Consider the following 17394-nt stretch of genomic DNA (forward strand, 5'->3'; position numbering starts at 1 on the left):
ATTAGCCGATAATCTTGGTAACTATGGACTACGAGATGAGGGCGATGAGGATTTAGCCGATAAAAACGAGGGCGAGGCTGAAAATTTAGAAAACTAAACCCCCCCATGTGGGGTGGCTCTTTTTTTTTGATCTCTCTTTTATTCTTTTATTTTTTCTTTTTTCATTCCCTTATTGATTTATAGCGATTAAAGCCGTTTAAATCCATTTATAGCGTTCTTTTAAGAAATCGTGCGCAAATACCCGTTTTCGCTCAGCATGACATACAAGCGCCCCATGATTTCTTTCTTTTCTTCCATGTCCAGTTGGTTGTTGTCTTCAATTTTTTGTTTTAAAAGGCGCTCAATTTCTTTAGTGTCATAGTCCAAATCGTCTAGCACGTCTAAAATCGTTTGGGCTTCACAAATATCTTCCACTTCATAATCGCCTTTTTCATCAAAAACCACGCTAAATTCCGTAGGGTGCGTGAATAAATTGTGTTTCATGCCTAAAACTTCTTGATACGCTCCCACTAAAAAAAACGCTAAAAAGTATTCTTCTTCATCTATATCTATATCATGCAAAAACAAGGGCTTCGTGGAATCAAAAGCGATTTCCCCATCGCTATCGCAAGTAATATCCCACAAGCTCGCGCTCCTGGTGGGCTTTTCATCTAATTTATTCAAGGGCATGACCGGGAAATTCTGCCTCAAACCCCAATAATCCGGCAAACTTTGGAAAAACGAGCAATTCAACAAATAGCGCTCTTGGACCTGCTCTTGAATGCGTAAAATATCGTTATGATCCTTAACATAAAGCAATTGCACCGCTTTTTTGACGATCAAATGGGCTAAAACTTCAGTGTTACTCCTGTCAATCAAATCAATATAGCCCAAATCAAAAAGCGTGAATAGCGACTCGGTGTGATCAAAACTATCATGCAAGTATTCAATGGCATTTTTTTCATTGATATTAGCGAGCAAGTCTAGCATTTCATCAATCAAGGGGGGGTTATTACTTTCTTTGATTTTTAGGGATTTTTCATTGTATTCATGCGAAAACAATTCTAACACCGGGGCCACTAAAACGGCATGGTTAGCGGAAATGTAACGGCCTGATTCAATGAAAATATCCGGCTCGATTTCTTGCTTATTTTTCACAATTTCTCTCAATAAAAACACCACATCAGCGCTGAATTCTTCTAAAGTGTAGTTCTTGTCTTGGTGGTGCTTGTGTTGGGTGTATTCTACGGCTAACCCCCCTCCAATATTCACGCTATTGAGATTTTTAGCGCCCATTTTACGCAATTCTGCATACAAGTTACCCGCTTCTCTTAAAGCCTTTTTTAAGGGCGAAATATCGCTGATTTGAGAGCCTATGTGGAAATGTATCATGTGGAAATGCTCTAGTAAGTCGTTTTCTTCTAAAAGGCGCATCGCTTCTAAAACTTCAGTGCTGCTAAGACCAAATTTAGAATTGATCCCCCCGCTCTTTGCCCAAACGCCAGTGCCAGCGCTGTGCAAACGGATACGAATGCCAATTTTAGGGCATGCTACAAAATCGTTTTGTTTAGCCACGGCGATAATGGTTTTTAATTCATTCAAACCCTCAATCGTTAAAGTGATCTCATGCTGCATGCTTTTAGCGATAAAGCCAAGCTCAATCATTTCTTTGTCTTTAAAGCCATTCACGGTGATAGGGGCTTTAGGGTTAGTGTAACTCATCGCAATGATGAGCTCAGACTTGCTCCCGGCTTCTAACCCGTAATCCAAGCCCTTAGCCCCTTGCACTAAAGGGAAAACAAACGAGGGCATTTGATTGACTTTTAAAGGGAAAACCGCCTTAAAAGCCCCGCTGTATTGATACTCTTTAATCGCTGAAGAAAACGCATCAAACAAACTTTTGATTTGTTTTTGCACCAAATGGGGGAATCGCACCAACAAAGGCCCTCTATAACCCTTATCGCGCACGCTTTGAACGATTTCCAAAAGCGAGGGGTTTTTGCCATGACAGACTTTAACCAAGCCTTTTTCTATCTTAAATTCGTTATTGCTCCAAAAATTAATCCCATAATCATGGACTTCTTGCATTTTTTATCCTTTTATCACGATAAGGTTTTAAAGAGATGGGGGTTGTTTTTAAAATCTCTGATCGCTTCTTCATAAACTTTTTCAATTTGAATGACTGAATTTTCTAAAGTGTAATTTAAAGCGCTTTTAGCGTATTCGTTTTGCATTCTTTCTCTTTCAAGCTTGTTTTCTAACCACCAATCTATTTTAGCGCTCAAATCTTTAGCGTTATTAGGCTCAAATAACGATCGTTCATCTAGCGCAAATTGCCTGGTCGCGCTTAAAGGGCTATTAGCGATAACAGGCACAATCCCCACGCTAATGGCTTCTAAACACGCAATCGCTTCGCTTTCCACATTGGCTGTGTGCGCATAAAGGGTGCAGGTTTTTAAAATCTCTAACAATTCATGGGAATTGACAAACCCAAACTCCGTTTTTACGCCTAGTTTTTGGGCTAGAAGTTTGATTTTTTTCTCATCAGGCCCTTTGCCTTTGAGCAATAATACAATGTCTTGTTTGTATCGGCTTAAAGCAACCGCTTTAATGAGAACGCTTTGATTTTTTTCATTAGAATAGCGCCCTACCATAGCGATTTTAAAGGGCGTAGTGTCAAAAAGGCTTTTTTGCGGGTGTTCAAATTTAAACATGGGATCAAAGCCGTTAGAAATAGCGTATTTTTTCCCTCCATAGTTGTATTTTTCTAATTCTTCTACAATGAATTTTGAGGGGCAATGGATATGGTGGATATAGCGGTAATGCGAAGATTTAAACCACGAAAAAAGCATCATGTTAAACCAAGAAAATTGCCCCAATTTCATGTTATAAGAAATATGCTCTGGCTGTAAATGGAAAGATCCAATATAAGGCACTTGCATTTCTCGCGCGATTTTTACGGCTGTTTTTTCTAGCAAAAAAGGCAAGTAAGTGTGGATCATATCCGCTCCCTTAAAAGCCTTTCTTAAAATTTTTTCATCGGGTTTAGCAAAAAGAATGTGTTGTTTGTGTGAGATTTCTGTAACTAGGGGGATGTAGCGCTCTTTAAGGTTGTAATACCCTTCTTCTTCACTCCCTAAATTATCCACATGAGGGGCAACCACTCTCATCACATGCCCTCTTTTTTTCAGCGCTTCAAAAAAACGAAACGCTGTCATAGAAGTGCCATTACTGGTGTCTTTAAAGCTATCCACGACTAAAACAATAACCATTTAACTACTCTTCTTTAAAATTGAATTTAAAAGGCTTTTTATCAAACACCACGATTTCTATCATTCCCTCTAAAACCTGAATGTCTAACACAAACGCCTCTATTTTTATTTCAGCTTTTTTCACGCCATCTTGAATGACTTGCGCTTTAATGAGTGCTTCTTGATTCAATTCTAGGGGGGCATAAAAATTGATGTTATTAGAAACCACCACGCTGTGCCTTTTATTCAACGCGCACAAGGCCGCATAATTGCACGCAATAAGCACAAACCCGGCATGCACAAAATTTTCTTCATACACCATGCTTTCATTGCCCTTGAAACGCGCATGGGCTATATCTTTTTCTAAAACGACCAGTTCAGTGCCAACGCTTGGTTTGAAATTCTTACAAGTCTCTAAAGAGTCATAATCCACACGAACGACTGATTCTTGCACTATTTAATCCTTTATTAAAGCTTGCTTGGTTTGAGCATTTTAAAATACCCTCTCAAAGGAGCGTCATACCCCTCTAAAGTTTTAGAGGGATCCGTTTTATCCAAAAAATCTTCCAAACTCTGCCCCAAAATAAAATCCGTTTTACGCTGTTCTTTAAGCGTGGTCTTTGAAACGCTAAGAATCTCAAAATTTTCAAACCCTACCCTTTCGCACCACCCTTTTAAAGCGTTAACACTAGGGATAAAATAAACATTTTTCATTTTAGCGTAAGTTTTTTTAGGGCAAAGGGCGATGTCTAGGGGCGAATCAATGATTAAGGTATCCAACACCAGCTCCCCTTTTATCTTTAAAGCATGATACAAGGCTTTTAAAGCCTCTAGCGGGCTTTTTCTATGGTATAACACCCCTAAGCAAAAAATGACATCAAAAGCGTTAGGGTATTTTTCATGCAAACCCTCTACCCCTAAAGACTCATAAATGATTTTTTTTTCTTTATCAAAAAAGGGGGCTAAAAATTCAAATTGTTTTTTGACTAAAACGCCCGGATCAAACCCCACCAAACTTTTAGGCCCATGTTCTAGCATTTTAAACAAGTAATAGCCGTTATTGCAACCCACATCAGCCACAATCTTATCTTTTAAAGGAGTGGCGTTTTTGACTAGATCCCATTTAATGGAGCTATCCCATTCGCTATCAATCTTAATTTGAGAAATTTCAAAAGGGCCTTTACGCCATGGCCTTAACGCCATGATTTCTTCTAAAAGGGTTTTTGGATTAATTTTATCGTTACAAATGAGCATGACTTACCATAGCGTGGGGGTTTTTTTAAAAAAGGGGGGGTTTAAAAGGGATTCTAAATGATGGGATCTAATCCCATAAATAAAAGCGAAATTAAACGCTAAATTTTTTAATTGCTCTTTTAAGTTGTTTTGGGTGGTGTAACAATAAGGGTTATTTTTTTCAAAGAAAGCCGCACTGTTTTTACGACAAAACACGACAATTTTCCCCCACGATAAAGTCTCAAGGGCTTTTTGAAGCATCATTTCAAACAATTCTTTTGAAGTCTCAGCGACAATCACCCTTGCTGTTGTGCCATAAGGGGCTATCTCTAGATTCTTATTCACAAAAAAGGGTTTGCAATGATCTAGTGGGTATTCTTTTTTGCCTAAAAGATTCAAATCAAATTCAATTTGTAATTTCTCGCACAATTGAATCACCCTTTTTAAAGGCTCTAAAAAAATGCATGGCATTTTTAATTCGTATTCTTGTTTTTCATAGACTAAAGCGCTGCAAAAAAACGATTGGTTGAGAATCATTAAACGACTTTCTTTCAAATCTTCTTTCAAGCGCTCCTGCTTATAAAACAAATGGAGCCACTCCAATTTATCAAAAAAGGCTATTTTACACCCCTCTATAATGAACAAATCTTCAAGGCTCTCTTTCAAGCACCATACAAATTCGCTCACGATGATTTTAGAAGCGATCTCTAATTCTATGGGGCTTAACAGCGCCCCGACCACGCGCTCATTCAACAAGCAAAATTTAAACAAATGGTTCAAAGAATGCTCTATATCTTTAAGCTTGATCCATGCCACATCTCTATCGCTTAAAGGATATTCTCCTGTGTATAAAATCCCATAAGCCCCTAACTCTAATGCTTTAGGAATGAGGGCATGATCCTTAGCCACAAATAAAGAACCTTTTTGCACCTTATTTAAAGACAAAACAATGGAATTAAAATAGCTGATTGAGGGCGTGTTTTGCAATTCGCCCAAACTCAATTCTACGGCTTCATTCACCCCTAATCGCATTTAGCTGATCAAACTTCCTGCGATTTTTTCTCTGGTAGGGCTAATTAAAGCCAGATTATCGCTATCTCGCACCGCTAAAATCATGCCCTCACTCATTTCGCCCATAAGCTTTGCAGGCTTTAAATTAGCCACCACGCACACCATTTGCCCCACCAAACTTTCAGGCTCATAATCCAAAGCGATCCCTGAGATGATCTGCCTCAAACGATTTTCGCCTAAATCCACTTTCAAGCGCAATAATTTATTGGATTTTTCAATCCTTTGAGCTTCTTTGATAAGCCCCACTTTGATCTCTACTTTTTTGAAATCCTCAATGCCGATATAGTTTTCTTGTTTTAGTGGGGCTTTTTCTTTTCTATCTTTTTTTTCTTTTTCGTTTTTTTCTGTTTTTTCTGGTGGGGCTTCTTTTTCCCCTTTTTCAGTCTTTTCAATTTTCTCCATTTTGGAAAATAAAGGCTCGGTGTCTTGTAAAACCATATCTTGTAATTTTTTAGCCTTAAAAAAGCGTTCGTAATTATTGGGCGTGATTTCTACACGAAAAGCACTCGCTAATTTCATAGCACTCTTTGGCATGAACGCATAAAGCAAAAAGCTTGATTGCAACAGCGCGTTTGCGATCAAACTCAATAAGGCTTCTAGTTTTTCTGATTCGTTGTTTTTGTGCAAAACCCACGGCTCTTCTTTAGCGATGAGTTTGTTTAAAAAATCATAAATATTAAACAATTCCTCTAAAGCTTTATGCAATTGCATTTTAGGCACAAAAGAATTAGCGTTATCTAAAATTTGATGCACTTTTTCTAGCTCTTTAGAATAATACGCAGTGATTTTGGCGCTTTTTAGAGAATGGTTAAAATATTTTTTAGCCATGCCTAGCAAACGATTCAACAAATTCCCCAAATCGTTGTTCAAATTCGCATTAATCCTTTCTATTAACGCTTTTTTAGAAAAATCCCCATCTTGCCCAAAAGGCACTTCACGCAATAAAAAATAGCGTAATTCCTCAATCCCATACTCCATAGCGAGCTTTTGAGCGTCTAAAACATTACCCAAGCTCTTACTCATTTTCACGCCCTCTATCGTCCACCACCCATGCACGCAAAGCTGTTTGAATAGAGGCAAATTCAAACTCATCAAAAAAGCCGGCCAATAAATGGCATGGAAGCGCAAAATATCTTTACCCACAATATGCCTAGCGCATTCAAAATGCGCCATTTTATTGTCTAAATCATTCAAATACCCTAACGCGCTCGCATAATTCAATAAAGCGTCCAGCCAAACATACACCACATGTTTAGGATCGTTCATTTTTTTAGGCAAAGGAATGCCCCATTCAAAGCTCGTGCGCGTGATAGACAGATCCAATAAACCCTGCTCAATAAAAGAAGTTACCTCATTTTTACGATAAATAGGCAAAATCGCTTCAGGGTTTTTAGCGTAAAACTCCAATAAAGGCTTTTCATACGCGCTCAATCTGAAAAAATAACTCTCTTCTTCTAAAAGCGTGGTCTCCCTCAAGCAATCAGGGCATAGGACTTTATCGTTCGTGTTGTCCGTTTTAGAGATCGCGCAATAACTCTCACAGCTCACGCAATAATACCCGCTATAAGTGCCTTTATAAATATCCCCTTTTTCAAACATGATTTCAAAGGCGTTTTGCACGCATTTTTGATGCTCGCTGTCTGTGGTGCGGATAAAACCATCATAATCCAAATTGAAAAAATCCCACTGGTTTTTAAAAATCGCGCTAATGCTATCGGCGTAAGCTTTGGGGCTTTGATTCCTTAGTCTCGCACTTTGTTCGATCTTTTGCCCATGCTCATCGGTGCCGGTTAAAAAAAAGACTTCTTCGCCTTGGAGCGTGTAATACTTCTTTAAAGTGTCCGCAATCAAAGTCGTATAAGCATGGCCAATATGAGGGATGTCATTCACATAATAAATGGGGGTTGTGATCAGTGATTTTTGCATCTTTATAATCGTGTTACCTTAAATTTGTTTAAATCTCTTAATTTTAACATGCTTTTAAAAATTTAGAGAATAGAGGTTGAATTTATGCTTATTCATGGGGTGTTTTTAGCTTAAAATTCATTATAATTAACGCTCAAAAAATTGAAAAAGAGTTCAAGGAATAGACAGATGATTTCAAAATTTTTGCTCAAAAGCATGTTCAAGCAGTGGAAAAACGGCGATTATCAGGTCGTTTTTTGGGACAATAGCGTTTATAGGAATGGCGAACATTCGCCTAAATTCACCCTTAAAATCCATCGCCCCCTGAAATTTAGCGACATTAAAAAAGACATGTCTTTGACGATTGCTGAGGCTTATATGGATGGCGTGATTGATATTGAAGGCTCTATGGATGAAGTGATGCATTCTTTGTATTTGCAAACCAATTATGAGCATTTGCACAAACATGATAACGCTAAAGCTATCCAAAAACCCATCAAAGAAAGCTCCAACATTTCTAAACATTACGATCTAGGGAATGACTTTTATTCTATCTGGTTAGATGAAACCTTAAGCTATTCATGCGCGTATTTCAAAAAAGACGATGACACCCTCCATGCCGCCCAGCTCCAAAAATTAGATCACACTTTAAAAAAGCTCCACCTAAAGCCTGGCGAAAAACTGCTGGATATAGGCTGTGGTTGGGGCTATCTCTCTGTAAAAGCTGCACAAGAATACGGGGCGGAAGTGATGGGGATCACCATTTCTAGCGAGCAATACAAACAGGCTAACAAACGAGTCCAAGAGCTAGGGTTAGAAGATAGGGTAACGATCAAGTTATTGAATTACCAGGATTTAGATGGGCGCTTATACCGCTTTGATAAGGTGGTGAGCGTGGGCATGTTTGAGCATGTGGGTAAGGATAATTTGCCCTTTTATTTCAAAAAAGTTAAAGAAGTGTTAAAAACGGGCGGGATGTTTTTGCTCCACTCCATTTTATGCTGTTTTGAAGGCAAGACTAACGCATGGGTGGATAAATACATTTTTCCGGGTGGCTACTTGCCCTCTTTAAGGGAAGTGATGAGCGTGATGAGCGAATGCGACTTCCACTTGCTCATGGCTGAAAGCTTACGCATCCATTACGCTAAGACTTTAGACATTTGGCGAGACAACTTCAACCACAATCTAGACCAAGTGAAAAGACTCGGCTATGATGAACGCTTTATCCGCATGTGGGATCTGTATTTAAGGACTTGTGCTTCCGCTTTCAGGGTGGGGAGCGCGGATTTATTCCAATTGCTTTTAACCAACAGCGTGGATAACACTTTCCCCTTAACCAAAGAATACATCTACCAATAATTTTAGATTTTAGCCCCTTCTTTCAGGCTAACTTCTGGCAAACTCTCCACATACAAACTCTGTGATGGGAAAGCAAAACTCAAATGGTGCTTTTCCACAATCCCCATGATTTTTAGCATCACGTCTTCTTTGACTTCTAGCCACTCTTCCCAAACCACTGTTTTAGAAAAGCAATACACTAAAATATTAATAGAGCTGTCCGCAAACTGATCTAAAAAGACAAACAGATTGTTTTTATACCCTAAAAAATCGTCAATAGAAACAATATCTTTTTTAAACATGTAGCGGTAATCGCTCGCGTTTTGCAAAGCGCTATCGGCTCCATTAGCAATTTTAGGGTGGTTTTCTAACATTTCTTTAATGTCTTTCACACAAAGCTGTAAAGCGCTTTGGCTAGAGCTATAGGTTAAGCCTATTTCCATTTTAATACGCCTTCCCACTTTACGACGGCTCCAATTCCTGATGGGTTTTCCGGCTAACTCTGAATTAGGCACGGACAAAAGAGCGTTGTCAAAGGCTCTGATCGTGGTGCGCCTTAACCCCATTTCCACCACCGTACCCTCCACTTCACCGCACACGATCCAATCCCCTTGAGAAAACGAATTGTCTAATAATAAAATGACCGAAGCAAAAAAATTCGCCAACACATCTTTAACCGCCAAAGCCACCGCTAACCCCCCAATCCCTAAAGAAGCGATGATGGCTGAAACGTTAAACCCCAGTTGTTTCAAAACCCCTAAAAGCGTGACAATAAAGATCAAAAAATACACGACTTTTAAAATCAAGTTGATCACTTCTTTTCTAAAATTGTGCGTGCTTTTGGTAGCCATATTCGTAACTAACGCTTCCCCATAGCCTTTAAAGAGTGCTATCACTAACCATGCTAAAAGCATGATATACACCGCACCCACCCACATAGAAACTTTAGGAGGCGATGCGTTAGGGTAGTAGAAAATATCTAAAGCCACATCGCAACTAAATAACGCTAAAAAGACAGAAACCGGCGAAACAATGCTGCTTTGCACATTGACATGCATTTTTTTATTGCGCTGCATGATTTCAAAAATACGATCTAACAATAAGGCTAAAAGCCAAGTGATCAACTTCCTTAAACCCAGCAATAAGGCTAAAATCATCAAAGCTAGCACGATCTTACTCACTTGCAAGCTATGGGTTGTGAAAGGCAAAACCTTACTGATTTTGTTTAACACAAAATCCATATTCACTTCCATGATCAAGTTTTTAGGAAGCACTTCTTTAGGGTGGTTTTTAATGTAACGCAAGACTTCAGTGTAAGTGTTCAAACGCAATTCATAATCGCTAAACATCTGCTCTAATTCATGCATTTTGACATTGTCTAAATTTTTAGGGAAAGTGTAGAGTTTGAATTGCCCTAAACGCAAAAGGAAAGCATCGCTGATACTTTCCACATCTTTTTGTTCGCTAAAAATATCAATACTGCTCCTGATTTTATCTATAAAACGATACAAAATTTCATCTATCAACAAAATATCTAAAGACAATCTGTCTTTCATGAAAGTGTAGAAATCATCGCCCTTAATGCTTTTAGACAAACGCTTTTTGATTTTTTCCTGCTCTTTTAAATTTTGATTGATATCAATCCCGATCTTATCCCTTTCATTCAACACTTTAGAAGTCAAACTTTTAATCAAATCATTCTTTTGGGTGTTATACAGAGAGACTTCAGCACTTCTTTCAGGGTTTTTCTTGTAAGTTTCAATGACTTGATTGAGTTGGTTGATTTGATTGAAAATCAAAAACAAATCCACCGCATCTGTTTCATGCTCTTCAACCGCTCTCAAAGGATTTAAAAAGAGCGATAATACCAATACCCACCACAATAATAAACGCATGCAAAACCCCACTCAAACAAGATAAAATCTTTCTCATAATTTCTAGCGATTATACCAAAAATTAGAAACGCTTCGCCCCATAAAGTTACCCATGCAATTTGAAAGCACTTTTTATTTATCCCTAAAAAGCGGGCTTTAGCTCAATTGTGAGCCTCTTTTTAGATCGCTATACCGCTTGATGCGATGCTTTGAGTATTTTTACATTTTACAATTAAAATACAGCCTTAATTTTTAACAAATCTTGCTTTATTTAATATTTTTAATATTTTTATAGTAGGATTTCGCATAGGCCGTAGTCAAAAAGCTTTCCATGTTCGGTGCAATAAAGTCACGGATAATGTGCATATCTTTTATTCTTGCATGTTTCACTTTCCTGTTTCACTTTTTAGGTTTTTATAACCGCTTTTATCAATGTTTTCATGCAAGATTTGTGTTTTAGGAGTTTCCAACCCTACTTCTTGTGATTGAGCTATTTTTAATGATCAATCTTTAGAAGAAAAAACCATAAAAATGTAGTATCCTATGCCTATAAGAAAAACAAGAATTAAGAAAATGAGTAATCCCCACTCTAAAGAATCCATAACTCCTCTTTAAAGAATGTCAAAAGTGGTGCGCTTGGCAGGACTCGAACCTGCGACCTACGGCTTAGAAGGCTGTTGCTCTATCCAGCTGAGCTACAAGCGCATTGAATGGTATTAATGTTAGGTGGTACGCCCGAAGGGAGTCGAACCCCTAACCCCCAGATCCGAAGTCTGGTGCTCTATCCAATTGAGCTACGAACGCTTACAATTCAAATAAAGGAATGACTAACATAAACTTGGTAAAAACGCTTATTTAATGAGATGGGGTGGAAGATGGGAATTGAACCCACGACCCTCAGGACCACAATCTGATGCTCTAACCGACTGAGCTACTCCCACCATTCAATGAAAGGAAGCGATATTCTACCAAAGAATCTTAAACAGAACAATAAATTATGCAAAAAAGTGGTCGGGGCGAAAGGATTCGAACCTTCGACCCCTTGGTCCCAAACCAAGTGCGCTAACCAGACTGCGCTACGCCCCGAAATTTTCACATGAAGCGTTATTATAGCTGAATTTTCTAATTTTTGAGTGCAATTTTTCAAAAATACCGCTAAAAATCAAAATTAACGCTCAAAAAACACCTAATCCAACTCCCCCACCCTTTTAAAAGCTGCTTTTTTAAAAACAGCTCTAAATGATTCTAAGCTTTTCGTTTCTAAAAAACTACTTTCGCTTTTTCATCTCGCTAGAAACTTTTTCATAACGTTCCATGTGTTTTTTGCTTAACTCTTTGGTAATATGCACCATCACTTTGTGATAGGCTTGATTCATGATCTTTCTAATGGCTTGGTCATGGTCAGTTTCCTTAATCTTATACACAAAAGTTTTGGGGACAAAACCTCCAGAATTGGTACGCCGCAATTCCACTCTTTCAATCACAGCCTTAATCTTTGAAACATCAATACCAAAACTATGGATAATATCTTCACTTTTTGGCTCAACAAAATTCAAGTTCAAATACCCTGAAGACATGTCTATCACTCTTTCTTCGCTAAGCGCATCGCTCTCTTCTACAATATCTTCTAAGATAGCCACATTCCCGTCCATGCGTAAAACGAGCAACGCTTTTTCTTTGATGTCTTGAGGGATTTCGCTAGCATCTTTAAATTGCGAAACGCTATAGCCTTTCCTCTCTAAAAAACTACTCAATTGCAAGAACAAAGACTTCTCAAACTCTTTTTGATAATTTTCAGGGATAACTTTATTAGCCTCTATCTTAGGATCGATTAAGACAACTAAATGGCCGTTTTTAGGCTCTTGCTTGCCTTTAATAGGATAGTGGAAATGCAAATCCACGGACTCGCCCATGTTATTGTGCTGCTGTTGCTTTGCAGGCATTCCATCAGCTAGAGCCGTATAAAACGCCCCACTCGCTAATAACGATCCTAAAACGATTGCCAAACTACCTTTTTTCATTAAATTCCTTTCTTTCTTTTTCTTTAAAATCAATTCCTAATCTTACCCAAAAAATCCCACTTTTGGCGCTATTTTTAAGATAATCATTCCCATTCAATCGTTCCTGGCGGCTTAGAAGTAATATCATACACCACCCTATTGATACCATTCACTTCATTAGTGATACGATTAGAAACCTTCTCTAAAAAAGAATGCTCTAAAAATGAAAAGCTCGCTGTCATGCCATCGCTCGCGTTTACCGCTCTTAAACAAATAGCGTTTTCATAAGTGCGATTATCCCCCATCACCCCCACAGAATTGACATTCAATAGCACGCAAAAGGCTTGCCAAACCTTATCATACAAATCCGCCTTTTTAAGCTCCTCTATAAAAATAAAATCCGCTTCTTGCAAGCGCTTGATTTTATCCTCACTAACCTCGCCTAAAATCCTTACAGCAAGCCCAGGCCCTGGAAAGGGGTGGCGCATTAAAAAATCCTGGCTAACGCCCAATTCTTTACCCAATAAGCGCACCTCATCTTTAAACAATTCCCTTAAAGGCTCTATGAGTTTAAAGTCCATCCATTCAGGCAGTCCGCCCACATTATGGTGGGTTTTGATCACTTTTGAAGGCCCTTTAACGCTCACGGATTCAATCACATCAGGGTATAAAGTGCCTTGGGCTAAAAACTCAATTTTGCCTTTTAAATGGTGCTTCTTGGCTTCTTTTTCAAACACTTCAATAAAGGTCTCACCGATGATTTTTCGCTTCAATTCAGGCTCGCTCACGCCCTTTAATTTAGACAAAAAGATTCCTTTAGCGTCTATCGTGTTTAAAGGGATTTGCAAGTCTTTAAACATCGCTTGCACCCTTTCTTTTTCATTTTTACGCAACAAGCCATGATCCACAAAAACAGCGATCAAATTATCCTTAATGGCTCTGTGTAATAGCGTAGCGACCACCGTAGAATCCACGCCCCCACTCACCGCGCACAAAACCTTAGCGTTAGCAATTTTTTCTTTCAATCGTGCGATTTCTCTTTGAGCGAAATGCCACATCCCCCAAGTTTTTTCACAGCCGCAAACTAAAAGGGCAAAATTTTCTAAAATCTTACCCCCTTCTTCGCTTTGAATGACTTCTGGGTGGAATTGCAAGCCAAAAATCTTGCCGTTTTCAATCGCGCAATGGGGGGAATTAGGGCTTTTTGCAAGGGTAGTGAAGCCTTTAGGTAATGTTATGACTTTATCCATATGGCTCATCCACACAAGGCTTTTAATCTTCACGCCTTCAAAAATCACAGAATCTTGAGTGATCTCTAAAACAGCCTTACCAAATTCTTGCTCATTCGCGCAAGCCACCACGCCCCCAAAAAAATCCACCAAATACTGCATGCCGTAGCAAATCCCTAAAATCGGCAAATTCAAATCAAAGATTTTCTCGCTAGGCTTGTAAGCGTCTTTAGCATACACACTCGCTGGTCCCCCACTCAAAATCAAACCTTTAGGGGCTTTTTTTTGAATGTTTTCTATGCTTTCAAAAAAAGGGACTATTTCTGCATAAATCCCGCTCTCTCTCAATCTTCTAGCAATCAGCTGTGTGTATTGGCTCCCAAAATCTAATACTAAAATCATCGCTCATTCTTTATTTTTAGTTTTTTTGTTTGTGTTTTATCATACTGGCTCTTATAATCCACTCTGTGGCTCTCAGCTAACTCAGGCGCTTTTTGCACAAACCAGCGTTCTAATTTTTCTAATTCGTATCTGTAATTCCCACCTTTTGAGCAATATTGAGAATCAATCAGCGAAAACGCATAGAGCGTCTTACTTTCTTTAGATTGGAATAAAAACTCCTTATGGAATAGCGCTTTTTTAGGCATGCCGCTCATTAGGGTCTCAGGCAATAAAAAAGCGTCAAAACCACAAAGGACTTTTTTACTCAATTTGTTGCTTTTGGTGAAAACAAAAACGACCTCTTTTCTCATGTCTTGTTTAAAAGCTAATGAAAGCACATTTAAAAAGGGCAGAGCTAAACTTTTATCCACCCTAACCTTAAAAGCTTTAAAATCCCCTAATAAGACCCCCACAGATAAAACCAACCCCACGCAACATTTCAAACTCGTTTGAAAAACGCTCATCTTTTATAATCCTTGACTTATCATCGGTTGCATAACCACAAGTTACATGACACAAAGTATTATAATATAAAAATTGAGAATCACCCCACGCTTTGGCTTGGCTAGTAGTCAAGTCTTTAGTTATTAAGTCTTTATTGGGTAAAAACACTCTCATGCTAGTATTTTCACTCCGTTTAAGCCCCAATGATGCTTGGTGTTGAAATAGAATGGTAGGGTTTGACTAATTCATACCTTCTAAGTCTTCTGATATTGACTAAAGCGGTATTGGCTGAAATGGCTTGTGTCATGCTGCTTGTGGGGCGTAAAGAAGTGAGCGTATTCACATGCCCTGCATTGCATCGTGGGTTTCTAACCCTCTCATCTTCTGGGTCATACCACGCCCCTTTTTGGATACTCAAAACCCCTTGACGGATGTTCTTAGTTACAAACGCCCCTGCCAACAACCTCCCCCTAGCGTTAAACACTTCTACAATTTCACCATGCCTAATGCCTAATTTATTAGCGTCTAGTTCGTTGATCATTACAGGCTCTCTGCCTTGAATTTTATACACATTCCTAACCCAAGTGTTATCAAGCTGTGAATTGACACGGTATTTTGGGTGCGGAGAGATTAAATGGAACGGATAAATCTCAGCCATTTTAGAACCTAGCCACTCAGCTGGCTCAAACCAAGTAGGATGCCCTTTAAAATCAGCCAGTTTAAAATCCGCGCATTTTTGAGAAAAAATTTGAATTTTCCCGCTCTCTGTATCCAGCTTGTTAGCGATAGGGTCTTGCCTGAATTTCGCATGACGCACAAACTTTCTCGCATTTTCAGGGATTTCAAACTCCACAAAGCCATCCCTCCAAAATTGATCAAACGATTTCAAAGTAGGGCCATCGCTTTTTTCATAAAGGCCCTTAATCCATTCCATGTAACTCTTAGATTCAGTGAATTTCTGCTCTGTTTCATTGCCCCCAATGCGTAAAGCAAGCTGCCTGAAAATCTCATAATCGTCTTTAGATTCATAAACAGGCTCTACCACTTTACGCATGGCATAAACCACATTCTTAGAATAACTCCCTCCAAAAGTAATATCATCTCTTTCCATAGTGCTAGTGGAAGCAAAGACAATATCAGCAAATTTTGCCGTAGGCGTCCACCAAGGCTCATGCACGATCACGCAATCTAAGGTCCTTAAAGCGCGAATCAGCTCGTTTGTATCAGCTTCATGCCCTAACAAATCCGCCCCACAATTATAAATCATTTTGATTTTAGGTAATTTGAGTTTTTTACCCATAAAATCAATTTCTTTATCCGGATTCAAAATCGCTTCAGAAATTCTAGATGCTGGAATAACGCTTTTTACAGAATTATGCCCTTGCGAAATCATAGGAACAATTCTTGCCCCCGAGCTCGCTTGAGCGTTCCCTCCATAATGCATAGAAAAGCCAAAGCCCCCACCCGATAAGCCCACTTGACCAATCATGCTGGCTAAAACAATTAACGCCCAATCCGGTTGCTCGCCATACTGAGCTCTTTGCATGGCCCAATTACCCGCTAAAAAAGTGCGCTTAGAGACAAATAAATCCGCTAATTCTTTGATTTTTTCTGCACTCACTCCAGTGATTTGAGACGCCCATTCTAAAGTCTTAGGCGCCTTATCGCTCTCTCCTAGCAAATAGGGTAAGAATTTATCAAAGCCATCAGTGTATTTAGCGATAAACGCTTTATCGTATTGATTGCTTGTATAAAGATAATGCATCATGCCTAGCATCAACGCTACATCAGTGTTAGGGCGAATGGGTATCCATTCAGCACTGAAGGCTTGAGCGGTTTCGGTATAAATGGGATCAATACTAATGAATTTAATACCAGCTCTTTTATACTTAGGGTAGTAGCTGTCATTGACATGGTTTGGCACAAAATAATCAATGCGGTTGCACTTGAATAAATCCGCCCCCCACATGACATACACCTTACAATTTTTAATCATCTCTTCATGCGTGGTTTGTTGCGAATAAACTTCCATATCCCCTACAATCATAGGGTTTATTCTTGCGGCCGCGCCATTACTATATTCCCCATCAGTGCCAATAGCCCCCCCTAAAGTCGTATTAAAAAAACGCCATGTTAAATGATGGCAACGATGCAAGCTGCCCGCATGCCCCCAACCACCATAACTGGCATTATAGATGTTTTCTTTAGGGATTTCTTTAAGCTTTTTAGCCGCTAAATCCAACGCCACATCCCAGCTCACGCGCACAAATTCTTCTCTCCCGCGCAATTCTTTGTGGTTTTTTTTGTTTTCTAAGAAGCTCTTACGCACGCAAGGATACTTCACCCTACTATCTGAATACACCCTATCTGCCATCGCTTTTAACATCATGGTAGGGTTATAATCGCTCTTTTGGGGGACAACATCTTTAATCACTCCATTTTGAACCTTTGCGATAAAGGGGCCAAAATGCGTTGCATGCGGAATGGATTCTACTTTTTCAAAAACACCAACAGCTTTCAAAACATTAGCGCTAGCGAGCGCGATTGGGATTTTTGTTAGGATACTTCTGCGTGAAATGGACATGATTCTCCTTCAAGCTTGCATTCTGTTAAAACACCCCAAATTCTA

At 39.0% G+C, this 17394-nt stretch carries 12 protein-coding genes and 4 tRNA genes; 1 reads left to right on the top strand and 15 read right to left on the bottom strand.

Translation table 11 applies throughout. The features are described from left to right. Window positions 1–219: 219 nt before the first annotated feature. From speA to metG, 6 genes are read right to left on the bottom strand one after another with little or no spacing between them, the layout of a single operon-like run. A complete protein-coding gene (speA, locus tag IC572_RS06760; RefSeq protein ID WP_001158589.1) occupies window positions 220–2067 on the bottom strand; it encodes an arginine decarboxylase in 1848 nt (615 codons plus the stop codon). 14 nt (window positions 2068–2081) lie between these two features. Beyond that, a complete protein-coding gene (locus IC572_RS06765) occupies window positions 2082–3251 on the bottom strand; it encodes a glycosyltransferase family 4 protein (protein ID WP_187855562.1) in 1170 nt (389 codons plus the stop codon). A gap of 4 nt (window positions 3252–3255) precedes the next feature. Next, complete coding sequence (locus IC572_RS06770; RefSeq protein WP_001158316.1) at window positions 3256–3684, bottom strand: hotdog domain-containing protein; 429 nt, start codon at window positions 3682–3684, stop codon at window positions 3256–3258. Window positions 3685–3698: 14 nt separating this feature from the next. Continuing rightward, entirely contained in the window at window positions 3699–4484 is a 786-nt protein-coding gene (gene cmoB, locus IC572_RS06775) for a tRNA 5-methoxyuridine(34)/uridine 5-oxyacetic acid(34) synthase CmoB (RefSeq protein WP_187855563.1), read from the bottom strand. 3 nt (window positions 4485–4487) lie between these two features. Further along, window positions 4488–5495 (bottom strand): ferrochelatase, encoded by a 1008-nt coding sequence (locus tag IC572_RS06780; protein ID WP_187855564.1) that lies wholly within the window; start codon window positions 5493–5495, stop codon window positions 4488–4490. Beyond that, a complete protein-coding gene (gene metG / locus IC572_RS06785; RefSeq protein ID WP_187855565.1) occupies window positions 5496–7460 on the bottom strand; it encodes a methionine--tRNA ligase in 1965 nt (654 codons plus the stop codon). It lies immediately after the preceding gene. A gap of 168 nt (window positions 7461–7628) precedes the next feature. Between metG and cfaS the strand changes: the two genes are divergently transcribed. Next, window positions 7629–8798: a cyclopropane fatty acid synthase gene (gene cfaS, locus IC572_RS06790; RefSeq protein WP_000623802.1), complete on the top strand. Its 1170-nt coding sequence runs from the start codon at window positions 7629–7631 to the stop codon at window positions 8796–8798. Between the two features lie 2 nt (window positions 8799–8800). Here cfaS and IC572_RS06795 read toward each other — a convergent pair whose 3' ends face one another. The 9 genes from IC572_RS06795 to IC572_RS06835 form a co-directional block, all read right to left on the bottom strand. Next, the gene (locus tag IC572_RS06795; RefSeq protein ID WP_047419231.1) at window positions 8801–10672 is read right to left on the bottom strand and encodes a mechanosensitive ion channel family protein; all 1872 of its coding nucleotides are present in this window, start codon (window positions 10670–10672) and stop codon (window positions 8801–8803) included. 607 nt (window positions 10673–11279) lie between these two features. Then, a tRNA-Arg gene (locus IC572_RS06800) sits at window positions 11280–11356 on the bottom strand. Window positions 11357–11378: 22 nt separating this feature from the next. Beyond that, window positions 11379–11455: transfer RNA gene (locus IC572_RS06805), tRNA-Arg, on the bottom strand. 60 nt (window positions 11456–11515) lie between these two features. Further along, window positions 11516–11592: transfer RNA gene (locus IC572_RS06810), tRNA-His, on the bottom strand. A 67-nt stretch (window positions 11593–11659) separates the two neighbouring features. Then, window positions 11660–11737 (bottom strand) — tRNA-Pro (locus IC572_RS06815). A 182-nt stretch (window positions 11738–11919) separates the two neighbouring features. Further along, window positions 11920–12672: an HpaA2 protein gene (hpaA2, locus tag IC572_RS06820; RefSeq protein ID WP_187855566.1), complete on the bottom strand. Its 753-nt coding sequence runs from the start codon at window positions 12670–12672 to the stop codon at window positions 11920–11922. Between the two features lie 83 nt (window positions 12673–12755). Continuing rightward, window positions 12756–14282: a glutamine-hydrolyzing GMP synthase gene (guaA, locus tag IC572_RS06825; RefSeq protein WP_187855567.1), complete on the bottom strand. Its 1527-nt coding sequence runs from the start codon at window positions 14280–14282 to the stop codon at window positions 12756–12758. Then, window positions 14279–14785: a hypothetical protein gene (locus IC572_RS06830; protein ID WP_187855568.1), complete on the bottom strand. Its 507-nt coding sequence runs from the start codon at window positions 14783–14785 to the stop codon at window positions 14279–14281. The genes guaA and IC572_RS06830 overlap by 4 nt, the downstream gene beginning before the upstream one ends. A gap of 173 nt (window positions 14786–14958) precedes the next feature. Beyond that, window positions 14959–17349, bottom strand: a complete 2391-nt coding sequence (locus IC572_RS06835) for a molybdopterin guanine dinucleotide-containing S/N-oxide reductase (RefSeq protein WP_187855569.1) — start codon at window positions 17347–17349, stop codon at window positions 14959–14961. Window positions 17350–17394: the final 45 nt, after the last annotated feature.

Source organism: Helicobacter pylori (assembly GCF_014496485.1).
GTDB classification, from domain to species: Bacteria; Campylobacterota; Campylobacteria; order Campylobacterales; family Helicobacteraceae; genus Helicobacter; species Helicobacter pylori_DD.